Annotated in this window: 17 protein-coding genes; 12 read left to right on the top strand and 5 right to left on the bottom strand. The window is 65.3% G+C overall.

The features are described 5' to 3' along the window. Window positions 1-135: 135 nt before the first annotated feature. Window positions 136-762, bottom strand: a complete 627-nt coding sequence (locus tag ACJYUO_RS01530; protein ID WP_494343654.1) for a DUF7344 domain-containing protein — start codon at window positions 760-762, stop codon at window positions 136-138. A 437-nt stretch (window positions 763-1,199) separates the two neighbouring features. Here ACJYUO_RS01530 and ACJYUO_RS01525 point away from each other — a divergent pair, with 437 nt between their 5' ends. Beyond that, window positions 1,200-1,532: a DUF7113 family protein gene (locus ACJYUO_RS01525; protein ID WP_494343653.1), complete on the top strand. Its 333-nt coding sequence runs from the start codon at window positions 1,200-1,202 to the stop codon at window positions 1,530-1,532. Between the two features lie 89 nt (window positions 1,533-1,621). Here ACJYUO_RS01525 and ACJYUO_RS01520 read toward each other — a convergent pair whose 3' ends face one another. Further along, on the bottom strand, window positions 1,622-2,899 hold the full coding sequence (locus ACJYUO_RS01520; RefSeq protein ID WP_494343652.1) for a DNA double-strand break repair nuclease NurA: 1,278 nt from the start codon (window positions 2,897-2,899) through the stop codon (window positions 1,622-1,624). A 124-nt stretch (window positions 2,900-3,023) separates the two neighbouring features. Between ACJYUO_RS01520 and ACJYUO_RS01515 the strand changes: the two genes are divergently transcribed. The 10 genes from ACJYUO_RS01515 (at window position 3,024) to ACJYUO_RS01470 (ending at window position 15,937) form a co-directional block, all read left to right on the top strand. Further along, entirely contained in the window at window positions 3,024-3,302 is a 279-nt protein-coding gene (locus ACJYUO_RS01515; protein WP_494343651.1) for a hypothetical protein, read from the top strand. 127 nt (window positions 3,303-3,429) lie between these two features. After that, window positions 3,430-4,986 carry an HTTM domain-containing protein gene (locus ACJYUO_RS01510; protein WP_494343650.1) on the top strand — a complete coding sequence of 519 codons (1,557 nt, stop codon included), beginning with the start codon at window positions 3,430-3,432 and terminating at the stop codon, window positions 4,984-4,986. Window positions 4,987-5,101: 115 nt separating this feature from the next. Next, window positions 5,102-6,622, top strand: coding sequence for a 2,3-bisphosphoglycerate-independent phosphoglycerate mutase (gene gpmI / locus ACJYUO_RS01505; protein ID WP_494343649.1), 1,521 nt, complete (start codon window positions 5,102-5,104; stop codon window positions 6,620-6,622). A 138-nt stretch (window positions 6,623-6,760) separates the two neighbouring features. Then, window positions 6,761-8,449 carry a histidine kinase N-terminal 7TM domain-containing protein gene (locus ACJYUO_RS01500; RefSeq protein WP_494343648.1) on the top strand — a complete coding sequence of 563 codons (1,689 nt, stop codon included), beginning with the start codon at window positions 6,761-6,763 and terminating at the stop codon, window positions 8,447-8,449. Window positions 8,450-8,623: 174 nt separating this feature from the next. Continuing rightward, a complete protein-coding gene (locus ACJYUO_RS01495) occupies window positions 8,624-9,046 on the top strand; it encodes a hypothetical protein (RefSeq protein ID WP_494343647.1) in 423 nt (140 codons plus the stop codon). A 302-nt stretch (window positions 9,047-9,348) separates the two neighbouring features. Then, window positions 9,349-11,994, top strand: a complete 2,646-nt coding sequence (locus ACJYUO_RS01490) for an alkaline phosphatase PhoX (RefSeq protein WP_494343646.1) — start codon at window positions 9,349-9,351, stop codon at window positions 11,992-11,994. A 4-nt stretch (window positions 11,995-11,998) separates the two neighbouring features. Continuing rightward, window positions 11,999-12,766, top strand: coding sequence for a hypothetical protein (locus ACJYUO_RS01485; RefSeq protein ID WP_494343645.1), 768 nt, complete (start codon window positions 11,999-12,001; stop codon window positions 12,764-12,766). Between the two features lie 208 nt (window positions 12,767-12,974). Continuing rightward, window positions 12,975-13,988 (top strand): sodium:calcium antiporter, encoded by a 1,014-nt coding sequence (locus ACJYUO_RS01480; RefSeq protein ID WP_494343644.1) that lies wholly within the window; start codon window positions 12,975-12,977, stop codon window positions 13,986-13,988. Window positions 13,989-14,169: 181 nt separating this feature from the next. Further along, on the top strand, window positions 14,170-15,462 hold the full coding sequence (locus ACJYUO_RS01475) for an O-acetylhomoserine aminocarboxypropyltransferase/cysteine synthase family protein (RefSeq protein WP_494343643.1): 1,293 nt from the start codon (window positions 14,170-14,172) through the stop codon (window positions 15,460-15,462). Window positions 15,463-15,547: 85 nt separating this feature from the next. Continuing rightward, window positions 15,548-15,937, top strand: a complete 390-nt coding sequence (locus ACJYUO_RS01470) for a DUF7522 family protein (protein ID WP_494343642.1) — start codon at window positions 15,548-15,550, stop codon at window positions 15,935-15,937. Here ACJYUO_RS01470 and ACJYUO_RS01465 read toward each other — a convergent pair. Continuing rightward, on the bottom strand, window positions 15,915-16,103 hold the full coding sequence (locus ACJYUO_RS01465; RefSeq protein WP_494343641.1) for a hypothetical protein: 189 nt from the start codon (window positions 16,101-16,103) through the stop codon (window positions 15,915-15,917). The genes ACJYUO_RS01470 and ACJYUO_RS01465 overlap by 23 nt on opposite strands. Window positions 16,104-16,301: 198 nt before the next feature. Between ACJYUO_RS01465 and ACJYUO_RS01460 the strand changes: the two genes are divergently transcribed. Beyond that, window positions 16,302-16,838: a DUF5813 family protein gene (locus ACJYUO_RS01460; protein ID WP_494343640.1), complete on the top strand. Its 537-nt coding sequence runs from the start codon at window positions 16,302-16,304 to the stop codon at window positions 16,836-16,838. A 167-nt stretch (window positions 16,839-17,005) separates the two neighbouring features. Here ACJYUO_RS01460 and ACJYUO_RS01455 read toward each other — a convergent pair whose 3' ends face one another. Together ACJYUO_RS01455 and ACJYUO_RS01450 are read right to left on the bottom strand one after the other, a co-directional pair. Next, window positions 17,006-17,236: an Lrp/AsnC family transcriptional regulator gene (locus ACJYUO_RS01455; protein ID WP_494343639.1), complete on the bottom strand. Its 231-nt coding sequence runs from the start codon at window positions 17,234-17,236 to the stop codon at window positions 17,006-17,008. Continuing rightward, window positions 17,236-18,030 carry a potassium channel family protein gene (locus ACJYUO_RS01450; RefSeq protein WP_494343638.1) on the bottom strand — a complete coding sequence of 265 codons (795 nt, stop codon included), beginning with the start codon at window positions 18,028-18,030 and terminating at the stop codon, window positions 17,236-17,238. Before ACJYUO_RS01450 ends, ACJYUO_RS01455 begins: the two co-directional genes overlap by 1 nt. Window positions 18,031-18,083: the final 53 nt, after the last annotated feature.

Genomic DNA, 18,083 nt, shown 5'->3' with positions numbered 1-18,083 from the left:
GTAGGGACGGGCACGAACTTACCGTTTGGCGATCGCGGGTCAGAAGATGAATCGATGCGGGCGCGAGTGATGAACGGGCGGCGGGTCGGACAAACGAGACTCGGTCGGCGAGGCGGTCGGCCGGACCCAAGGCGACTACTGGACGATCGAGGCGACCTGCTCGTACCGCGTGACCTGCTTCGACTCGGGGTCGTAGCTGACGACGCCGAGGTCCGCCATCACGGGCAGATGGGAGTGATGAAGTGCGATCTTTGCTTGCTCGGCGTCGTCGAACGGGCCACCGTTGGGTGCGCTGAGCGTGGCCGCGAGACGCTCGATCGAGACCGGACCGTCGTCGGCCTCGAGCACGGAGAGGAGTCGCATTCGAACGGGCTCGACGAGTGTCTCGAGCAGCGTCTCGGCGTTCTCGCTGTCACAGAGATCGAGGAGAATCGAGATGTCGGCGGGGTGGACCGGCGATTCGTCGACGAGCGCGACGCCGTCGTCGGTCCAGTCGACGATGTCGTACGCCTCGAGTCGGGGGAGGTGGTTGTGGACGAGGCTAATCTGCAGCTCGTGACGTGCCTGCCCGTCGGCGTCGGTCGTCGACGTTCGCTCGAGCAGCGCCGTCGTCAGCTCCGACAGCGAGAGCCTGGTCTGCTGACAGCCGAGCACTTCGAGCAGCCGAAGCCGTCGCGGATGGCGAAGAATCTCGTAACACGCTGTCGGAACGGTCGCGAGTGGGTCGGGCATGTCGCCGCCGAGGTGAGCGTCCGAACTCATTATTCACACCAACCCTTGCAACGGGGATAAGGTCGTTTCCAAAACGATTTGGGCCGAAAATTCGCTCCATTATCCCGTAATCTCGTCGTAACCGAGTGACACGCCTGATACCGGAGTATAGCGGTAATTCCGCCTGGAAACACGCGTATCAGGAGCCGCGACTATCATCCCGCCTCGAAAGAGTATCTGCGCTGATCGTCAGTGCTGCCGTCTCGTACTCCCTGATTACTCTCACGAGAACCAGTCAAACGATGGCAATGGCCCTTGCAAATCACCGGAAGGTACCAGATATCGGTGGTCGTTCGGCGAGTAACCGCCGCGCCCGACCGCGGAGTTGGCGGGGATCTCCCGCGGATGACCGGTCTTAGACCGGCACGGTTTCGCACGCATCGGGCAATGCCACGAGGTTTTTGCGTCCGCGAACCCTACAATACTGTATGCTTATGGTACGCGGTCGCGCGGGCGGGACGGAACTTACCGGGACGCTGTACGAACGGGGTGAACGGGCCCCCTCGTTCCGCGGTGCACCCGACGAAGACGCCGCGTACGTCTGGGTCTGTGACGAGTTCTACGAGGTCGACAGCGGCGGCTCGACGCAACTCGTCGACGGCCGCGAGGTCAACCTCGCCTTCGAGTCGCCCATGCCGCGGGGCTTTGACACCCGTGAGCAGGCCCTCGAGGGAGCCAAAGAACACATCCGAACGCAGTTCGCCCGGATCGGCGTCGATCCGGCCGACGTAGCCCTCGAGGTCGAAAAGAACGACGGCTAATACGGACAGCGGATGCAGTGGTTCTTTCCTGCCGATTCGCCCGCACCGTCTCCCTGTCTCGAGCATCACAGCCACCACACCGGCGACGGCTAATACGGCTGTTCGTCCCACCGATGGTCGTCGTAGGTCCGATCCTGTGCCGCGTCGAATCGCTCCTCGAGGGTCTCCCGAAGCGAGGCCTTTTCGGCGTTGCTGATCCGGGCGAGTTCGTCGGCTTTTTCGACGATCGTCGGCGGGCCGTGGGCGATGGCAACGTCCTGTAGCAGTTGCATCGTGAGTTGCTCGCGAGTCTCCGGGTCTTTCGTGAACGCGTAGGGGGCCTCGATCCGATACAACAAATCGTCGCGCGGGTCGTAGATCACGATGAACGTGACCTCGTAGGCCTCGCGCTCGAGGCGGCGGTCGACGCCGAGGGCGTCGCCCTCCGCCGATAGGGGCTGATCAACGCCGCCCCGCGACCGGAACCAGTTCGTGTAGGTCAGCGCCGACGTGTCCCGCTCCCAGCGGTCGCCGTCGATGTCGTCGACGTACTCGCCGCGCTCGAGTAGGCGGGTAAACAGCGCCGAATCGTCGCTCCACGGGATGCTAACGCCGACATCTCGCTTGGACTTCAGCGTCCGCGTGAGGACCCGCGTCGCGGGGTTTTTGACGAACCCGACGAGGGGAACGTCCCGGTCGACGAACTCCTCGACCAGCCGGACGTAGTTCTCGAGGACCGTGGTGGGCCGGGGGTCGTCGAGCAGGAAGTCCGCGAGGTCGGGGTGTTGGTCGGCCCACCGCAGCAGGCCCCGCGGGTACAGCGGGCCGTCGAGGACGAGCAGGTCGGACACTGTGTCGGCGTGATCGCGGGCGTGCGTGCTCTCGGCGAGGTACAGCGCCAGCGCGTGGACGACGCCTTCGGCAAAGCGCGGCAGCGGCGGAATCTTGACCGCGCGACTCCGGCTGTAGCCCTCGTCGAATTTGCCCCACGCCTCGTCGACCATCATCGTCTCGTCGTTCGAGTGGACCGTCATCACGGTCGTCCGCGATCGGTGGAGGTCGAGGTCGCTCGGCGTCGCGCTCATGGCCGCCTGCGCGATATCGATAACGAGCCCGTTCTTGAACGTCGTCGGGTTGATCGTCCCCGCGTCGAGGCCGTGTTCGGTCGGGAACTCCCGGTCGCGCAACGCGACCGCCTCGCAGTCGACCACCCGACGGGCTCGCTCGTCGATCGGCTCGAGGACCGTCCGCCCGTCGTAGACGAGTGGGTCCAGAAACTCCTCCCAGACGGTCTCGGCGAAGGCGCGCCGGTCGCGCTCGTCGGTCCCGTGGTCGATCCGCCTCGCGAGCCGCGCGATACCGTCGAAGTGGACCGGATCGAGCGTCATGACAGGGGCCACCCACCCGACTCGCAAAAATCCAGTGGTCGTCGCCTCCGGACGTTAACTCGAGGCCGGGTAAAAAACTATCAGAAAACGTATATATGGGCGTCTCGAGGCTGCTAGTATCTCGATGTCCGAGCGAGAATCGGCTGCTACCACCCGCGACGATCGTGCGATCAACTGGCGACAGGACGGTTCCGGCGTCACCCTCTACGAGGAAGACAATCCCGATGCGTGGATCCGCGCCGACTTCGAGGCCGGCGTCGCGCCGAAACACCGCCTGTTCATGATCTGTGACGAGTGCGGTTCCGTGTTCGCACAGCGCGTCAAGCCCGGAAAGGGGACGACCTGTGGCGACTGCGGGACGACCTTCGAACACGACGGGGACGCGACTCGGCCGTCCCACTGAGAATCGAGGCCGCTCGAGTTATCGTTCCCCGCCCGCATCGTCGGGGAGACGACCGGCAAAAGAGACGTTTCAGCATACACTAAACTTATGCCGGTCGATACGAGAGCCGAGAGCAGACACGGAGACGATGGCTCAGGTCCTCCCCAGCGACGCACGGCATCGAACGACGAAGGCTCTGGATACCCTCTCACAAGGAGTGAGCCGCCGGTTCGAGATCGACCTCCGAGCGCTCGCCGCGTTCCGAATCGCGGTCGGAACGCTGCTGATCGTCGATCTACTGCTGCGCTCGCGGAGCCTCACGGCCTTTTATACGGACCGCGGCGTCCTCCCCCGGGAGGCGCTCTTCTCGGACTATTCGGCGGTTTACTCTCTCCACGCCGTCTCCGGTGAAGCGTGGGTACAGGTGCTCCTGTTTTGCGTCGCCGGCGCGTTCGCGCTCGCTCTGCTCGCGGGCTATCGGACGAGAGTCGCGACGATCGCCTCGTGGGTCCTGTTGGTCTCGCTGCACGCTCGGAACCCGATGATCCTCAACGGCGGCGACATCCTGCTTCGGATGCTGCTCCTCTGGGGGATCTTCCTCCCGCTCGGGGAGCGGTGGTCGATCGACGCCCGTCGGATCGATCGAGACCGGCGGACGGTCTCCTCCGTCGGAACGATGGCCGTGCTCACGCAGGTGTTGCTCATGTACGTGACCAACGCCATCCACAAGAGCAGGAGCGACACGTGGATGGCCGGAAACGCGGTCGGCGAGATCTTCCAGGCAGATCAGTTCACCGTCCTGCTGGGGAACGTCATCGCGGAGCAGGCGCTTCTGTTGCGCGCGTTCACTCACCTCTGGATGGTTCTCATCCTGGTCTCGCCCTTGCTCATCGTGCTGACCGGGTACCGACGGGCGCTGTTCGCGTCCCTCTTCGTCGGCATGCACCTCGGCATGTTCGTCACGATCCAGGTTGGCATCTTCCCCCTGGTCGCCGTTGCCGGTCTCGTCCTGTTCTATCCGCCCGTCATCTGGGACGCCACGACTGCGATCGCCACTCGAGTCGGAGCGACACCGCGGTTCCGCGACGGAGTGACCCTGCTCCAGCGGGCCGCGCCGCAGTTCTCTCTTCCCCTGTTCCCGTCAGTTCGGAACGCTATCCCCTCGCTCACGTCGATTACGTCCCGCGGCCGGGTTCTGTTCTCGACGGCCGTCCCGTGGCTCTTTCTCGTCCTCGTGGTCCTCGCCAACGCGCAAGCGGTCGACTACACCGAGATGCCCGATCCCGCCGAGCAGGTCATCGATACCGCACACGCGGACCAACAGTGGCGGATGTTCGCTCCCGACCCGATCTCCAACGCTCGATGGCTCGTCGTCCCGGGCAAACTCGAGGACGGGACCGAAACCGACGTGCTCCACGGCTCGGCGGTCGACTGGGACAGACCGCCGTCAGTCGACGAAACCTACGAGACATCGCGGTGGCGCAAGTATATCGCGACGATGCGATACGCCGACAACGAGAACCACCGGTCGTACTTCGCCAACCACCTGTGTGGCCGCTGGAACGAGACCCACGAGACCGGCGTCGAACGAGTCACCGTCTACGGCCTGACCGACCGGGCCGCTCCGTCCGACGACGAGCCCGACATCGCCGAGTACGAACTGCTCGAGTACGACTGCTCGGGCGAGTTCATCCAGAACGACTGACCCCGCTGTGTCAGCCAGCCGGCTCGAGCCGGGCGGTCGGAATCACAACAGGGGAGGGGACCGGCTCGCGGCGGACATCGATAGCTAAGTACCCCCGGCTGGAAACCGGAAACACATGGACGCTGCGCTGATCATTCTCGACGGCTGGGGCCTCGGAAACGGCGGAAGAGACGCTGTCAAAGCGGCCGAGACGCCAGTTTTCGACCGGATTTCGGACTCGGGGTCGTACGGCCGGCTCGAGGTCGCGGGCCGGCGCGTCGGGCTCCCGGACGGCCAGATGGGAAACAGCGAGGTCGGTCACCTCAACATCGGCGCGGGACGTGTCGTCTATCAGGAGTACACGCGGATTTCGGACTCGATCGCGGACGGCTCGTTCCGGGAGAACGATGCGATCAACGCCGCCTTCGACCGGGCGCGGGAAAACGACGGGCGCGTGCACTTCCTCGGACTCGTCAGCGACGGCGGGGTCCACGCCGATCAGGAGCACCTGCACGCGCTGATCGAACTGGCGGCCGACCGCGACGTCGAGGCCGTCACCCACGCCATCACCGACGGCCGGGACACCTCGCCGACCGGCGGGCGCGACTACCTCGACCGGCTCGAGGACGTAATCGACGACCACGGGACCGGCGACGTGGCGACGGTCTCGGGCCGGTACTACGCGATGGACCGCGACCAGAACTGGGAGCGGACGAAGCGGGCCTACGACGCGATCGTCGACCGCGAGGCCGAGTGGACCGCCGAGTCGGCCGTCGAGGCCGTCGAGGCGTCCTACGATCGCGGGGAGACCGACGAGTTCGTCGAGCCGACCATCGTCGCGGACCAGCCGGCACTCGAGGACGGTGATTCGGTCGTCTGGTTCAATTTCCGGTCCGACCGTGCCCGGCAGTTGACGCGGATGCTGGCCGACATTCGACCCGAGGACTGGGCGGGCGAACTCGAGACAAACCCGCCCGAGGCCGAGGTCGTGATGCTGACCCAGTACGACGAGACCTTCGACCTCCCGGTGGCCTATCCGCCCAACCAGCCCGAACAGGTCCTCGGCGAGGTACTCGCCGACGCGGATCGGACCCAGCTTCGAATCGCCGAGTCCGAGAAGTACGCCCACGTCACCTACTTCTTAAACGGCGGCCGCGAGGTCGAGTTCGACGGCGAGATTCGGAAGATCGTCGAGAGCCCCGACGTGCCGACCTACGACCTGCAACCCGAGATGAGCGCACCCGAGGTGACCGACACCGCCGTCGACACCATCGAATCGGACGATCCCGACGTGCTCGTTCTCAACTACGCCAACCCCGATATGGTCGGTCACACCGGCGACTACGAGGCCGCGATCGAGGCCGTCGAAGCCGTCGACGCCCAACTCGGTCGCCTCGTCGAGACGCTCGAGGACGCCGGCGCACACGTCCTCGTCACCGCCGACCACGGCAACGCCGACGACATGGGAACCGAGGAGAATCCCCACACTGCACACACGTACAACGAGGTCCCGCTGGTCTATCTCGCTCCCGACGGCACCGACGGCGGCCGGACGGTCCGGGAGGGCGGCACGCTCGCGGATATCGCACCGACGATCCTCGAGGTCATCGATCTCGACCAGCCCCCCGAAATGACCGGCGAGTCACTGCTCGAGTGACCGACTGTGCCGGTCGCAGGGCCGACTCGGTAGCATCGGAACCCGGCCGGACTCGAGAGTAGAATCGACCGCCGCCGGCGACCGCGTTCTGACGGCGGGCCGAAACACCGAAGTCGCTGTGCTGGTACCCTGCGTAGCATGGTGACGGTTCCGTGGCCGGCAGCCGGGTCGATCCTGTCGGGCATCGGAACGGTGCTGTTGCTGTACTATCTCCGACAGCACCGCGGGAAGCCGGGCGCGAACTGGTTGCTCTTGACACTTCTCATGCAGGCGCTGTGGTGTTTTGCTTACGGCACGTCGCTGTTCGTCTTCGATCCCGCGCTACGGTGGGGATTCGAGGTCGTGACGTGGTGTAGCATTCTGTGGACCGCCATCGCGTTTTTCGCCTTCGGCCTCGAGTACACCGGTCGCGGAAATCTCATCCGGACGCCATGGTTCGGGTTGTTGGTGCTCGTCCCGGTGGTCACGACGGTGCTGGTGGTAACGAACCCGCTGCACGAACTCGTCTGGAGCGGGTTCCGGATCGAGCCCGTCTACGGCGCGGCGACGGTGACGTACGATCGCAACGCGTGGGCCGTTTTCGCGATCATGGCCGCGACGGTGTTCGCCGCCTCGGGGACGTTGCTCCTGTTCGATACGGTCATCAGTTACGGCCCACTGTACCGCACGGAAGCACTTGCGGTCGGGTTAAGCACGCTCCCGCCGGGGATCGCCCTGCTCGTCTGGCTCTTTGAACTCGGCCCCGTCCCGCAGCTCAACCTCTCTGCCGTCATGTTCTTGCCCCACGTGGTCCTCGACACCTACGCGTTCGTCGGCGGACAGATGTTCACCTACAGCCCGGCTGTTCGGCGCACGGCCGACCGGTCGGCGATCGCCGATCTCGAGTCCCCGTTTCTCGTCGTCGACACGGACGAGCGGATCGTCGACTACAATCCGGCGGCCGAGACCCTATTCAACGCCGCGCGATCGGCGGTCCTCGGCGAATCGCTCGAGGCGGTGACGGATGTCCGCGTCGACGCAGGGGACACGGTACTCACGCGGAGTGACCGGGGCGATCGGCGGGAGTTCGCGGTGTCGACGTCCCCGCTGCGGGACGGCTCGGACCGGACCGTTGGCCACACCGTAATCTTACAGGACATCACCGACCAGCGCCGGCGCGAACAGCGCCTCGAGATCCTCAACCGAGTGTTGCGTCACAACCTCCGGAACGATCTGACCGCCGTCCGCGGCTACGTCGGGATCGCCGCCGACCGCGTCGACGACGACGACCTCGCCGAGATGCTCGAGACGGTCGGCGACGATGTCAGCGGGGTCCTCGAGACGAGCGAGAAGGCCCGCGACTTCGAACGAGCGATCGAAACGGGGCCCCGCTCGCCGGCGACGCTGTCCGCCCGCGACACCCTCGAGTCGATCGCGGCCGACCTTGAGGCGGAGCTGTCGGGAGAGGTCGACGTGGCTGTTCCCGAGACCTGCCGGCTGCAGACAAACCGGGAACTGTTCGACCTCGTCTTTACGAACCTCGTCGAAAACGCGCTCGTCCACAGCGACGCGGCGACGCCCCGCGTGACGATCGAGTACGATGGCGATGCCGACCAAACCGCCGGCTTCACCGTCCGCGATAACGGGCCGGGGATCCCGGACCACGAACTCGCCGTCCTCGAGCGCGGCGAGGAGACGGCCTTGGAACACGGCAGCGGGCTCGGATTGTGGATCGTCTCGTGGTCGGTGACGGCACTCGGCGGCGACATCGCGTTCGAAACGGACGAAACCGGGACCTCCGTGACCGTTCGGCTCCCCAGCGTCGTCGAGCCAGACTCGACGGCGTGACGGCACGGCAATATCGGGAACGCGACGGCTGGTCACCGTCACTGTCGCCTCGCGGCTCCCACAACCGTGAGCATGGGTCTCAGTATCGGAACGGGTAGTTCTCGAGAGATATATACGGCACATACGAAGGTTCAATATCGCGATAGGACTGGGTTCGGCTGGGCCCGTTTCACCATGTCCCAGACCACAGCCAGCCCCGATACGGACGAGTCGATCGTTGACGCCTACGTTCTCGGCGTTCGCATCGTCGAGACCGACGCGGCCGACGACGGCGACCCGCGCTACCGATTCGAAGCGCCCGAACACACGGACATCGCGTTCGACGACCTCGAGGACGCTCGGCTCTACGCCGACGTCTACTTCGATGTCAACGGCTTCGTCGAGGAGAACACCGGCGACCGCGGCGTTCCGCCGGAGGTCGTCCAGTCCGGCAAGGACACCCTCGCCGCCTACCTCGTCACCTGCAAGTGGGCGGACGTCAACTGGGTCGCCTCCTTTTACGGCACTACGCCGAGCGAAATCGAGCGCTACTGCTCGTGGGTTCACGACCGCGCCGACGAGATCAGGACCGAAGCGGCCGAGCGAGACCTCGAGTAAGCCGACTATCGGTTCGAATCGTCGTCAAACTGACTCCATCCCCGTTCTGCCGTCGGCGCAGCTAGATACGGACGAGTAGCCTGGCCAGCGACACCGAACACGGCTGTTGCTTTTCGACCGGTTTCGGGTGCCGGTGCGATCAGCGTCGCGACGGCTTTCGTTCGGTAGCAGTACGTACGGATACATAGCATTCGTACTGTTGTATTCTCCTAGGGCCACTATAATCCACTCCACTAGAATTGTTTATCCTTTGGACGAATATTATAAAATCTAACTATACCTCGATGGGTTCCACCGCCTGCATGGTCGAATTTACCAGGCGGAAGCTGATGGCGTCCTCGGCGGCAGCCGCCATCGGGATCGGAGCGAGCGGCGTAGCGAGTGCACAGAGCGGCGTCGACGACCCCGATACGCCCGGGGCACCACTGGTCCGCGGGGACCTCAAACGGCTCGCGACCACCGCTCACGGGGCGGAGGTCACCGGGCCGTTCGTGTTCGAAAACGGGGAGGTACTGTTCAGTCTGCAACATCCGAGCGAGCAAAACGAACCGCCGTACGACACGGCCGCGGTCGGCGTCCTCGCGGGCCACCAGTTTACGTTCAACGGGACGAGCGACGAGTTCGACGAACTCGAGGCCCCGCGGAGCGACGCCGCACAGCAGCGAGTTCAGGTCGCCGGCGGCGAATACGACATCCTCGTCCAGCAGGGCGAGTCGATCAACGGCGGCGCGGAGCGATGGGGGCACCCACAGACGCCCGACGGCACCGACATCGCAGACTTCGTCGGCAGCCGCTACGGTGCTGTCGGCACCAATCCTGACATGAACTTCTTCGTTCCGACCGACGAAGACGGACTCGAGGGCTACCTCTTTACCAACAACGAGACGAGTCCGGGCGGCATCAGCCGGACGCCGATCAGCCGCGGCGAGGACGGCTGGACGGCCGCCCTCGAGGATGCGATGGAACTCGAGAATCTCGAGTCGTTCCGCGAACTCGGCGGCACCCGGATCAACTGTTACGGCGACCTGAGCCCGTGGGCAACGCCGCTGTCGGCCGAGGAAGACTACAGCCATCCGCGCGTCTCGGGAACGGCGACGGTTAGCGACGTCGTGGACTCGGAAAGCGGCGTCGGCGTTCGCGGCGCGGCGGCGTTCTGGAACCGACCGAATCCGGGCGACATCGCGGGCGCGCTAGGCGATCTGTTCGACGATTCGTGGAACCCGCAGGGCAGTTGGGCACTGAGCGGCCTCGAGATGCAGGCCTACTACCTCGGCACCGACCCAGTCGATCAGGTCGACGAGGGCGACGGGACGGTGAACACGCTCGAGCCGCTGGGCGAGGGGTATCCCAACCGCTACCGGTACGGCCACATCGTCGAGATCGCCGAGCCGACGGCCGCGGAGCCGACACCGGTCAAACACTACGTTATGGGTCGGGCCGCCTTCGAGTGTCCCGAGGTCATGCCCGACGAGCGGACCGTCTACCTCACCTCCGACGGCGCGAGCAAGGGCTTCTATAAGTTCGTCGCCGACGAGCCGATTCCGAGCTACGACGATCGGATGGATGTCCGCGGCACGCTGTACGCCACCCGCGTGACCAACGACGAGGCCGCGACGAACCAACCGCCGGCAGAGGTCGACCTCGAGATCGAGTGGCTGGAACTCGGCACGGCGAGCAACGCCGAGATCGAGTCCTGGATCACCGAGTACGACGACATCACGCAGGTCGACTACCTCGAGACCCACGCCGAAACCGACTGGGATGACGACCTCGAGACCGCGCTCGCAGAAGCCGACGAAGAGGTCGCGGTCAACGGGAATCAGGATTACATCACCGACGAGGAGATCGTCGAGTGGGCCGCGCAGTACGAGGAAGACGGACCGGACGAGGTCGACGAGGACCTTCGCCGGGTTCCCTTCCTCGAGACCCGCGCCGCGGCCAAGGAAATCGGTGCCAGCGTCGAGTTCCGCAAGGCCGAGGGCGTCGACGCCCACGATGAAGCCGAGCCCGGTGACTTCGTCTACGTCGGCATCTCGGAGCTCAACGACGGAATGGCCGACGACGAGGGTAACGTCCGGATCGAGCGCGTCGACGGCGGCGTCGTCTACCGGGCCGAACTCGAGGCGGGCTACGACATCTCGACGCTCGAGTCGGTCGTCGTCGGCCCCGACGCGAGCGACGGCGAGTCGACGCTGGATTCCGCGCCGATCAACGTGGACAACGTGATGGTGCTCGACGACGGCCGCGTCCTCCTCTGTGAGGATAAGGGGAGTTTCGGGCGCTCGTATCCCAACGACGCGCTGTGGGTCTACGAGCCGCCAACGTCGCTGCACGTCGACTCCGTCGCGGTCAGTCACGGTGCCACCGGGACGGCCGACCTGACGCTCTCGTCGGTTCCCGAGGGACTGGCCGGCGGTCGCGTCACCGTCTCGCTCGCACACACCGAAGTCGCGGAGATCACCGGCGCTGACTACCACGACGCGCTCGAACTCACCGCTGGCCCAACGATCAGCGACGACGGCTCGAGCGTCGAGTTCCAGTTCGCCGACCTCGAGGAGGAGATCGAACCGGGCGCGATGGACGTCACGCTGGCCTCGCTCGAACTCGAGGGCACCGGCACCGGGACGACCGATATCACGGTCGAGGTCCACGCGCTGGACGACGACGACGGGATCGCCATCGAACCGCAGTCCCGACCTGGCGTCGTCGTCACCGGCCCACCGGCTGTCGGCGGCGGCTCCGGCAGCGGTCGGCAGCCGACTGATCCCGACGGCGACGGGAAGTTCGAGGACGTCAACGGCAACGGCCGACTGGACTACGACGACGTAGTCCTGCTGTTCGATTCCATCGAGGACGAGTCGGTCACCCTCTACACTGACTACTACGACTTCAACGACAACGGTCGCATCGACTACGACGACATCACCGAACTCTACGACGAGATCTGAGCCGATGGTACGGCACGACGCCGATCCGGCAATCAGCGAGGCGAGCCGGGGACGCACATCGACGGGCGAATCGGACCGGGATTCGACCCCGTTGCGACGGTGGAAACGGCCCGTCGCGGCGCTGCTCGTCGCCCTCGCGGTCGGCGTGGCGATCGTCCCGATCGCTTCGATGGCTGTCGCCGCCGCGGGAGCCACGACTGCGCCCGCGACGCAGACGGCCGCCGGGCCCGACCTCGTCGTCGACGACGCGGCCGTCGAGTCGGGCGAGACGGCGACCCACCGGCTCGCGCTCACCGACGCGCCGGACGGGCTCGCCGGGTTCGAACTCACCGTCGAACTGTCCGGTGACGAGGGAACTGCGACCATCGCAAACGCCAGCTACCCCGACCGGTACGGCCCGACGACCGATCCGATAGTGAGCGCCGACGGCCAGTCAGTCACCGTCGAGGCCGCCGACCTCACAGACGAGGTAACCCCCGGCGCGAGCGACGTGACGCTCGCGACGATCGAAGTAAACGGCACCGACGCCGGCTCGACCGCCCTCGAGGTAACGGACCTCCAGATCGACGCGGACGGTGGCGACCGCATCGACCCGTCACTCGAGGCGGGGACGCTCACCGTCGACAGCGGGTCGGCATCACAGAACGAGAGTCAAAACTCGGGCAACGAGACCGGATCCGACGAATCGGACTCGGTCCCCGGCTTCACGAGCGGGGTCGCGATCGCCGCGATCGCCGCCCTCGCGGCCGCCCTGCTCGCGCGATCGCGCTGACGCCGAGCGGGTGTTTTTTCGGCTGACAAGGTACCGTCGTGTCGGCCGGTTTTTCTTCTTCGTAACGCGTCCCGCCGATAGTCAGGCACGTTTACACGTCCGGACGGTGACGGGATAGTATGAACGGAGGCACCGACGATCCGACGGACGACGGACCGCGGACGACCGCTCCGAACCGGGTTCGCCGGCGGCTCGCCGGCTCACAGCGATGATCGATATCCTCGCCTTACTCGTGCTCGCCGCCGCCGGGACGGCGGTCGTCTGGAAGGGCAGCGACTGGCTCGAGGAGTCAGCGAACGGGCTCGCCGCCGCGTACGGGCTCCCGCTGGTCGTCCAAGGGGCGATCGTCGCCGCCGTGGGCTCGAGCACCCCCGAACTGGCGAGCGTGTTGCTCGCGACGTTGCTCCACGGCGAGTTCGAACTGGGGGTCGGCTCCATCGTCGGCTCGGCGGTGTTCAATCTTCTCGTGATCCCAGGGCTCGCGGTCCTCGTCGGCGGCGGGGTCGACACGACGCGCGAACTGGTCTACAAGGAGTCGCTGTTCTACATGCTCGCGGTCGCCGCGTTGCTGTTGACGTTCTCGCTCGCGGTCATCTACAACCCCGTCGATAGCGCCGACGGCCTCGTCAGGGGCTCCGTCTCGAGACCGCTTGCGCTGTTTCCGCTCGGGCTGTACGGCCTCTACGTGTTCACCCAGTACCTCGACGCCGCGGCGAGCGACGAGCAGAGCGACGACTCGATCGCGCTCGTCCCGACGTGGCTCCGCTTCGGGCTCGGACTGGTGCTCATCGTCGTCGGCGTCGAGGCACTCGTCCGAGCCGCAATCGGACTCGGGGACGCGTTCGGCACGCCGTCGTTCCTCTGGGGGATGACCGTCGTGGCGGCCGGCTCGAGCCTTCCAGACGCCTTCGTCAGTCTCGCGGCGGCGCGGGCCGATCGGCCGACGGTCACGCTGGCGAACGTCCTCGGGAGCAACACGTTCGACCTGCTCGTCGCCGTCCCGGTCGGCGTCCTCGTGGCGGGCTCGCTGACGATCAACTTCGCGTACATCGTCCCGATGATGGGGTTTCTGGTCCTCGCGACGATCACGTTCTTCGCGATTTCGCGAACCGAGATGTACCTCTCCCGTCGGGAGGCGTGGGCGTTGCTCGTGACCTACGGGCTGTTCGTCGGGTGGCTCGTCCTCGAGAGCCTGCGTATCGTCAGCGTGCTCGAACTCTGAGTCGGGATCGAGGCCCCGGTGGCCGTTCGACCGACAAGTTTCGTCGCCACTGAAACTCGATAGACACCTGCTCGCCGGACTGCGTTGCGATCAGTGTGTGAATCGATTCAGTAGTTACTGTACGACCGGAACCGAACCGATTCGCCTAATAGCTTTACCAGTCCCCGTTTGATATACCAGTATGAGCGACGATTCAGATTCCGATGGACATCGATTCGCAACGAACAGCGTCCACGCCGGACAAGAGCCCGATCCGACGACGGGTGCCCGCGCGCCGCCGCTGTACCAGACCACGTCCTACCAGTTCGAGGACACGGACCACGCCGCCGCGCTGTTCGGACTGGAAGAGGCGGGCAACATCTACTCGCGGATCATGAACCCGACGAACGCGATGTTAGAGGAACGCATCGCGACGCTCGAGGGCGGCGTCGGGGCGCTCGCGACGTCGTCGGGGATGGCCGCGTTCGACCTCGCGACGTTCATCCTCGCCGAAGTCGGCGACAACATCGTCTCCTCGTCGTCGCTGTACGGCGGAACCTACACCTACCTCACCCACACCGTCGAAAAGCGCGGGATCGAGACGAAGTTCGTCGATACGCTCGACTACGAGGCCTACGCCGAGGCCATCGACGACGACACCGCCTTCGTCCACCTCGAGACGATCGGCAACCCCGCGCTCGTGACGCCGGACATCGAACGGATCGCCGACATCGCCCACGACCACGACGTGCCGCTGTTCGTCGACAACACCTTCGCGACGCCGTATCTCTGCCGGCCGCTAGACCACGGCGCGGACCTCGTCTGGAACTCGACGACCAAATGGATCCACGGCGCGGGCTCGACCGTCGGCGGCGTCCTCGTCGACGGCGGCTCGTTCCCGTGGTCCGAGGGCGACTACCCCGAGATCACCGAGCCGAATCCGGCCTACCACGGCGTGAACTTCCAGGAAACCTTCGGCGACGCGGCCTTCTCGGTCGTCGCCCGCACTCGCGGCCTACGCGATCTGGGCAACCAGCAGGCCCCCTTCGACGCGTGGGTCACCCTACAGAAACTCGAGTCGCTGCCCCTGCGCATGGAGAAACACTGTGACAACGCGATGGCCGTCGCGGAGTACCTCGAGGACCACGAGAAGGTCTCCTGGGTTAACTACCCCGGCCTCGAGAGCCACGAAACCCACGAGAACGCCCAGCAGTACCTCGAAGGGGGCTACGGCGGCATGATCACCTTCGGACTCGAGGGCGGCTACGACGCCGCCGAGACGGTCTGTAACGAGGTCGACCTCACGAGCCTGCTCGCGAACGTCGGCGACGCGAAGACGCTGATCATTCACCCCGCGAGCACGACCCACCAGCAGCTCACCGAAGAGGAGAAGCTGGCCAGCGGCGTCACGGACGACCTCGTGCGCCTCTCGGTGGGGATCGAGGACGTCGACGATGTGATCGCGGATCTCGACCGGGCGATCGAGCAGGCGTAATCGGACCCGCCCGACCGCTTGCGACTCTTTCAGCAAACTGTGAGTAGCCCTCGTCGTTAAGTTCGCGGGGTTCGACTGGTCACGTATGCCGACTGGGATACTCACGTCAGAGGCGGCAGAGCAGATCGTCGCGACCTGTCGAACGGCTATCGGCGACAGCCTCCGCTCGGTCACCTACTTCACGCGCGACGACTTCGAGCAGCTCTACCTCCGCGAGGACCTCGAGCGCGACGCCGATCTCTCGACGTTTATCGGCCACGAGTGGCGCGGCTTCAAGACCACGCAGACGGCCTATGAAGGGTCGGAACTCGGTTCCTACGACTACACGATTCGGGTCTTCGAGAACGGCTTTCTCATCCGCGTGACAAACGACAGCGAAGGCGTCTTCGCCACGACGGACGGGCTGACGGTCAAAGACTTCGAAGAAGTCGCGACGGCACTCGATTCGTTCCTCAACGACCGGCAGACGTCGTAGCTGCGTCGTCGCTCGAGCAATCGTCGTCGCGGTCGGTCGCGTCTTGGTCGTCCGCTTCCTCGTCGGCGTCCTGCCCGCCGATCGGCAGGCCGGAACCGTGATCGCCGTCCGTTCCGAGGAGGCGAGCGAAGCGACGACGTTCCGCGGCGTGTCTGTCCAGACTCATGCCGTCGATAGAGGACGGTTTCGCTTGTAGTAATGGGGGCCGTTTCCGGTAGAAACTCGGTACTTCCCCGTGAAACGGTCCCCTCAAGACCGCCGAGACTTCCGTCCGACATCAACGCTGTATCGGTTTCCGCCGAATCGATCCGTTCGCAGTCACGACAACGTAACACCCTTTTCCGCCACGCCCGTTCGGTCGACAATGACCGAGCTTCCAGACCCCATCGCGCGCGAACTCGAGTCCCACGACGCGTTCGACCGGACCGACGACGGCTACGCCCTCGAGACGACAGTCTTCGACACCACCATCACGGCCGCGGACGCCGAGGGCAAGCGCGACGGCCGATTCCACGTTACCGTTTTCCTCCCCACGCTCGACGCAGCCGTCGCCGACGAGGTCGTCGCCGACCCCGTCGAAAACGGCTGGTTCGAAACCCTCGAGCGCCGGCTCGCGGACGTCTTCACCGTCGCGCAGACGAGCACCCACGACGACCCGCTCGTCGAACGCGACGCCGACGAAGTCCGTGTCACCCTCGAGTACATCGCGTGGGACGCCGGCGAGGGCGTCGCCGACGCCAAGGCCCTGATCGAATTCGTCGAAGGCACCTTCGCACAGGGGATCATCCCCGGCTACGACTACCGCGGCGAAGCGGCGACGCTGCTCGAGAACGCCCAGAGCAGAGGCCGACAGGCCGCGGACGGCGACGGAACCAATGGCAGCGGTGGCATGCCGATGTAAAACGAAGTTTTGCGCTGTCGTTCGAGAGAGCGAAGCTCTCTCGTGACTGAGCGAATCTTCCATTCGCGAGGTCCGCGAGACCGGAGGTCTCGCTTGATGACGAAAGGCGCTCCGCGCCTTTCGAACCACGGGTGCGCCTGCGGCGCACCCTCGGCAAAAATTCGATCTTAATCCATCGCAATATACGTCTGCGTGTCCTCGACGCCCTGAATGGCCTGAATGTGGGTGGCTGCGATCTCCTTGACTGCGGCCGGCGTCTCGACCTGTGTTTTCGCGATGAGGTCGACATCGCCCGCGACGATATGGGCCGACTGCACGCCGTCGATGGATTCGATGCTGTCTTTGAGCCGATCCGCCTCGCCCGTGTTCGCCTTGATCATAATAAACGCGGTAACCATCAGTTGACACCTCCGGTGTCGGAGTCGGTCTCCGAGTCCGTTTTCGTCTGCTCTGTCTCCGTATCCGCTTCACCCTCCAAGAGTTCCGTCGCCGCCGAACTCGAGCCCGTGCCCGCGTTCGCGGCCGCTTTGGTCGCCGTTTCGCCGACCAGCAGTTGGCGCACCTCGCTCAGAACGTCGAAGTCCGCGAGGACGACGAGTCGGTCGCCGTCCTCGAGCGAGAGGTCTTCCGTCGGGATGCCGAGGGACTGATCGCGCTTGCCAAAGGCGAGGACGGTCGCGTCGGCGGGCAGGTGCAGTTCGCTGATCGTGTAGCCGTTGACGGGGGCCGCGTCGGTGATCGTGAGTTCGACGACCTGCAGGTGCGGGGCGATATCGGCGATGGCGCGGATCGTCCCGCCAAGCAGGGCGTTTTTCGCGCCGATCGCGCCGAGTCGCTCGGGGTAGATGATCTCGTCGACCTGATCGGCGTACTTGCGGTAGATGCCCTCGCGGTAGGCCTCGTCGATCCGCATGACCGTCCGACAGCCGTAGTGGTTGGCGATCATGCAAGCGGTGAAGTTGACGTTCAGGTTGCCGGTCAGCGCACCGACGGCATCGGCCTTCTCGACGCCGGCTTCCTCGAGGATGTCCTCGCGGGAGCCGTCGCCGTCGATGACCGTAAAGCCCTGGTCGCGGGCCCGTCTGCGCGTCGGCTCGTCGCGTTCGACCATCGTCACCTCGTGGTCCTCGTCACGCAAGACGCGTGCTGTGCGCAAGCCGACCCGTCCAGCCCCGATAATCACGAACCGCATGCACAGGGGTACGCCCGCCCCGGTGAATAAGGTTGCGCCGGACTACCATGGTA

This window comes from Natrinema sp. CRL1, from assembly GCF_059162405.1.
Note: the sequence above shows the minus strand (reverse complement) of the source record. Positions and strands in the feature narration are given on the sequence as shown.

Bases quoted from the DNA above. Each gene is read 5' to 3' on its own strand.
- ACJYUO_RS01530 (WP_494343654.1), bottom strand. From the start codon at position 762: ATGAGTTCGGACGCTCACCTCGGCGGCGACATGCCCGACCCACTCGCG.
- ACJYUO_RS01525 (WP_494343653.1), top strand. From the start codon at position 1,200: ATGCTTATGGTACGCGGTCGCGCGGGCGGGACGGAACTTACCGGGACG.
- ACJYUO_RS01520 (WP_494343652.1), bottom strand. From the start codon at position 2,899: ATGACGCTCGATCCGGTCCACTTCGACGGTATCGCGCGGCTCGCGAGG.
- ACJYUO_RS01515 (WP_494343651.1), top strand. From the start codon at position 3,024: ATGTCCGAGCGAGAATCGGCTGCTACCACCCGCGACGATCGTGCGATC.
- ACJYUO_RS01510 (WP_494343650.1), top strand. From the start codon at position 3,430: ATGGCTCAGGTCCTCCCCAGCGACGCACGGCATCGAACGACGAAGGCT.
- gpmI (WP_494343649.1), top strand. From the start codon at position 5,102: ATGGACGCTGCGCTGATCATTCTCGACGGCTGGGGCCTCGGAAACGGC.
- ACJYUO_RS01500 (WP_494343648.1), top strand. From the start codon at position 6,761: ATGGTGACGGTTCCGTGGCCGGCAGCCGGGTCGATCCTGTCGGGCATC.
- ACJYUO_RS01495 (WP_494343647.1), top strand. From the start codon at position 8,624: ATGTCCCAGACCACAGCCAGCCCCGATACGGACGAGTCGATCGTTGAC.
- ACJYUO_RS01490 (WP_494343646.1), top strand. From the start codon at position 9,349: ATGGTCGAATTTACCAGGCGGAAGCTGATGGCGTCCTCGGCGGCAGCC.
- ACJYUO_RS01485 (WP_494343645.1), top strand. From the start codon at position 11,999: ATGGTACGGCACGACGCCGATCCGGCAATCAGCGAGGCGAGCCGGGGA.
- ACJYUO_RS01480 (WP_494343644.1), top strand. From the start codon at position 12,975: ATGATCGATATCCTCGCCTTACTCGTGCTCGCCGCCGCCGGGACGGCG.
- ACJYUO_RS01475 (WP_494343643.1), top strand. From the start codon at position 14,170: ATGAGCGACGATTCAGATTCCGATGGACATCGATTCGCAACGAACAGC.
- ACJYUO_RS01470 (WP_494343642.1), top strand. From the start codon at position 15,548: ATGCCGACTGGGATACTCACGTCAGAGGCGGCAGAGCAGATCGTCGCG.
- ACJYUO_RS01465 (WP_494343641.1), bottom strand. From the start codon at position 16,103: ATGAGTCTGGACAGACACGCCGCGGAACGTCGTCGCTTCGCTCGCCTC.
- ACJYUO_RS01460 (WP_494343640.1), top strand. From the start codon at position 16,302: ATGACCGAGCTTCCAGACCCCATCGCGCGCGAACTCGAGTCCCACGAC.
- ACJYUO_RS01455 (WP_494343639.1), bottom strand. From the start codon at position 17,236: ATGGTTACCGCGTTTATTATGATCAAGGCGAACACGGGCGAGGCGGAT.
- ACJYUO_RS01450 (WP_494343638.1), bottom strand. From the start codon at position 18,030: ATGCGGTTCGTGATTATCGGGGCTGGACGGGTCGGCTTGCGCACAGCA.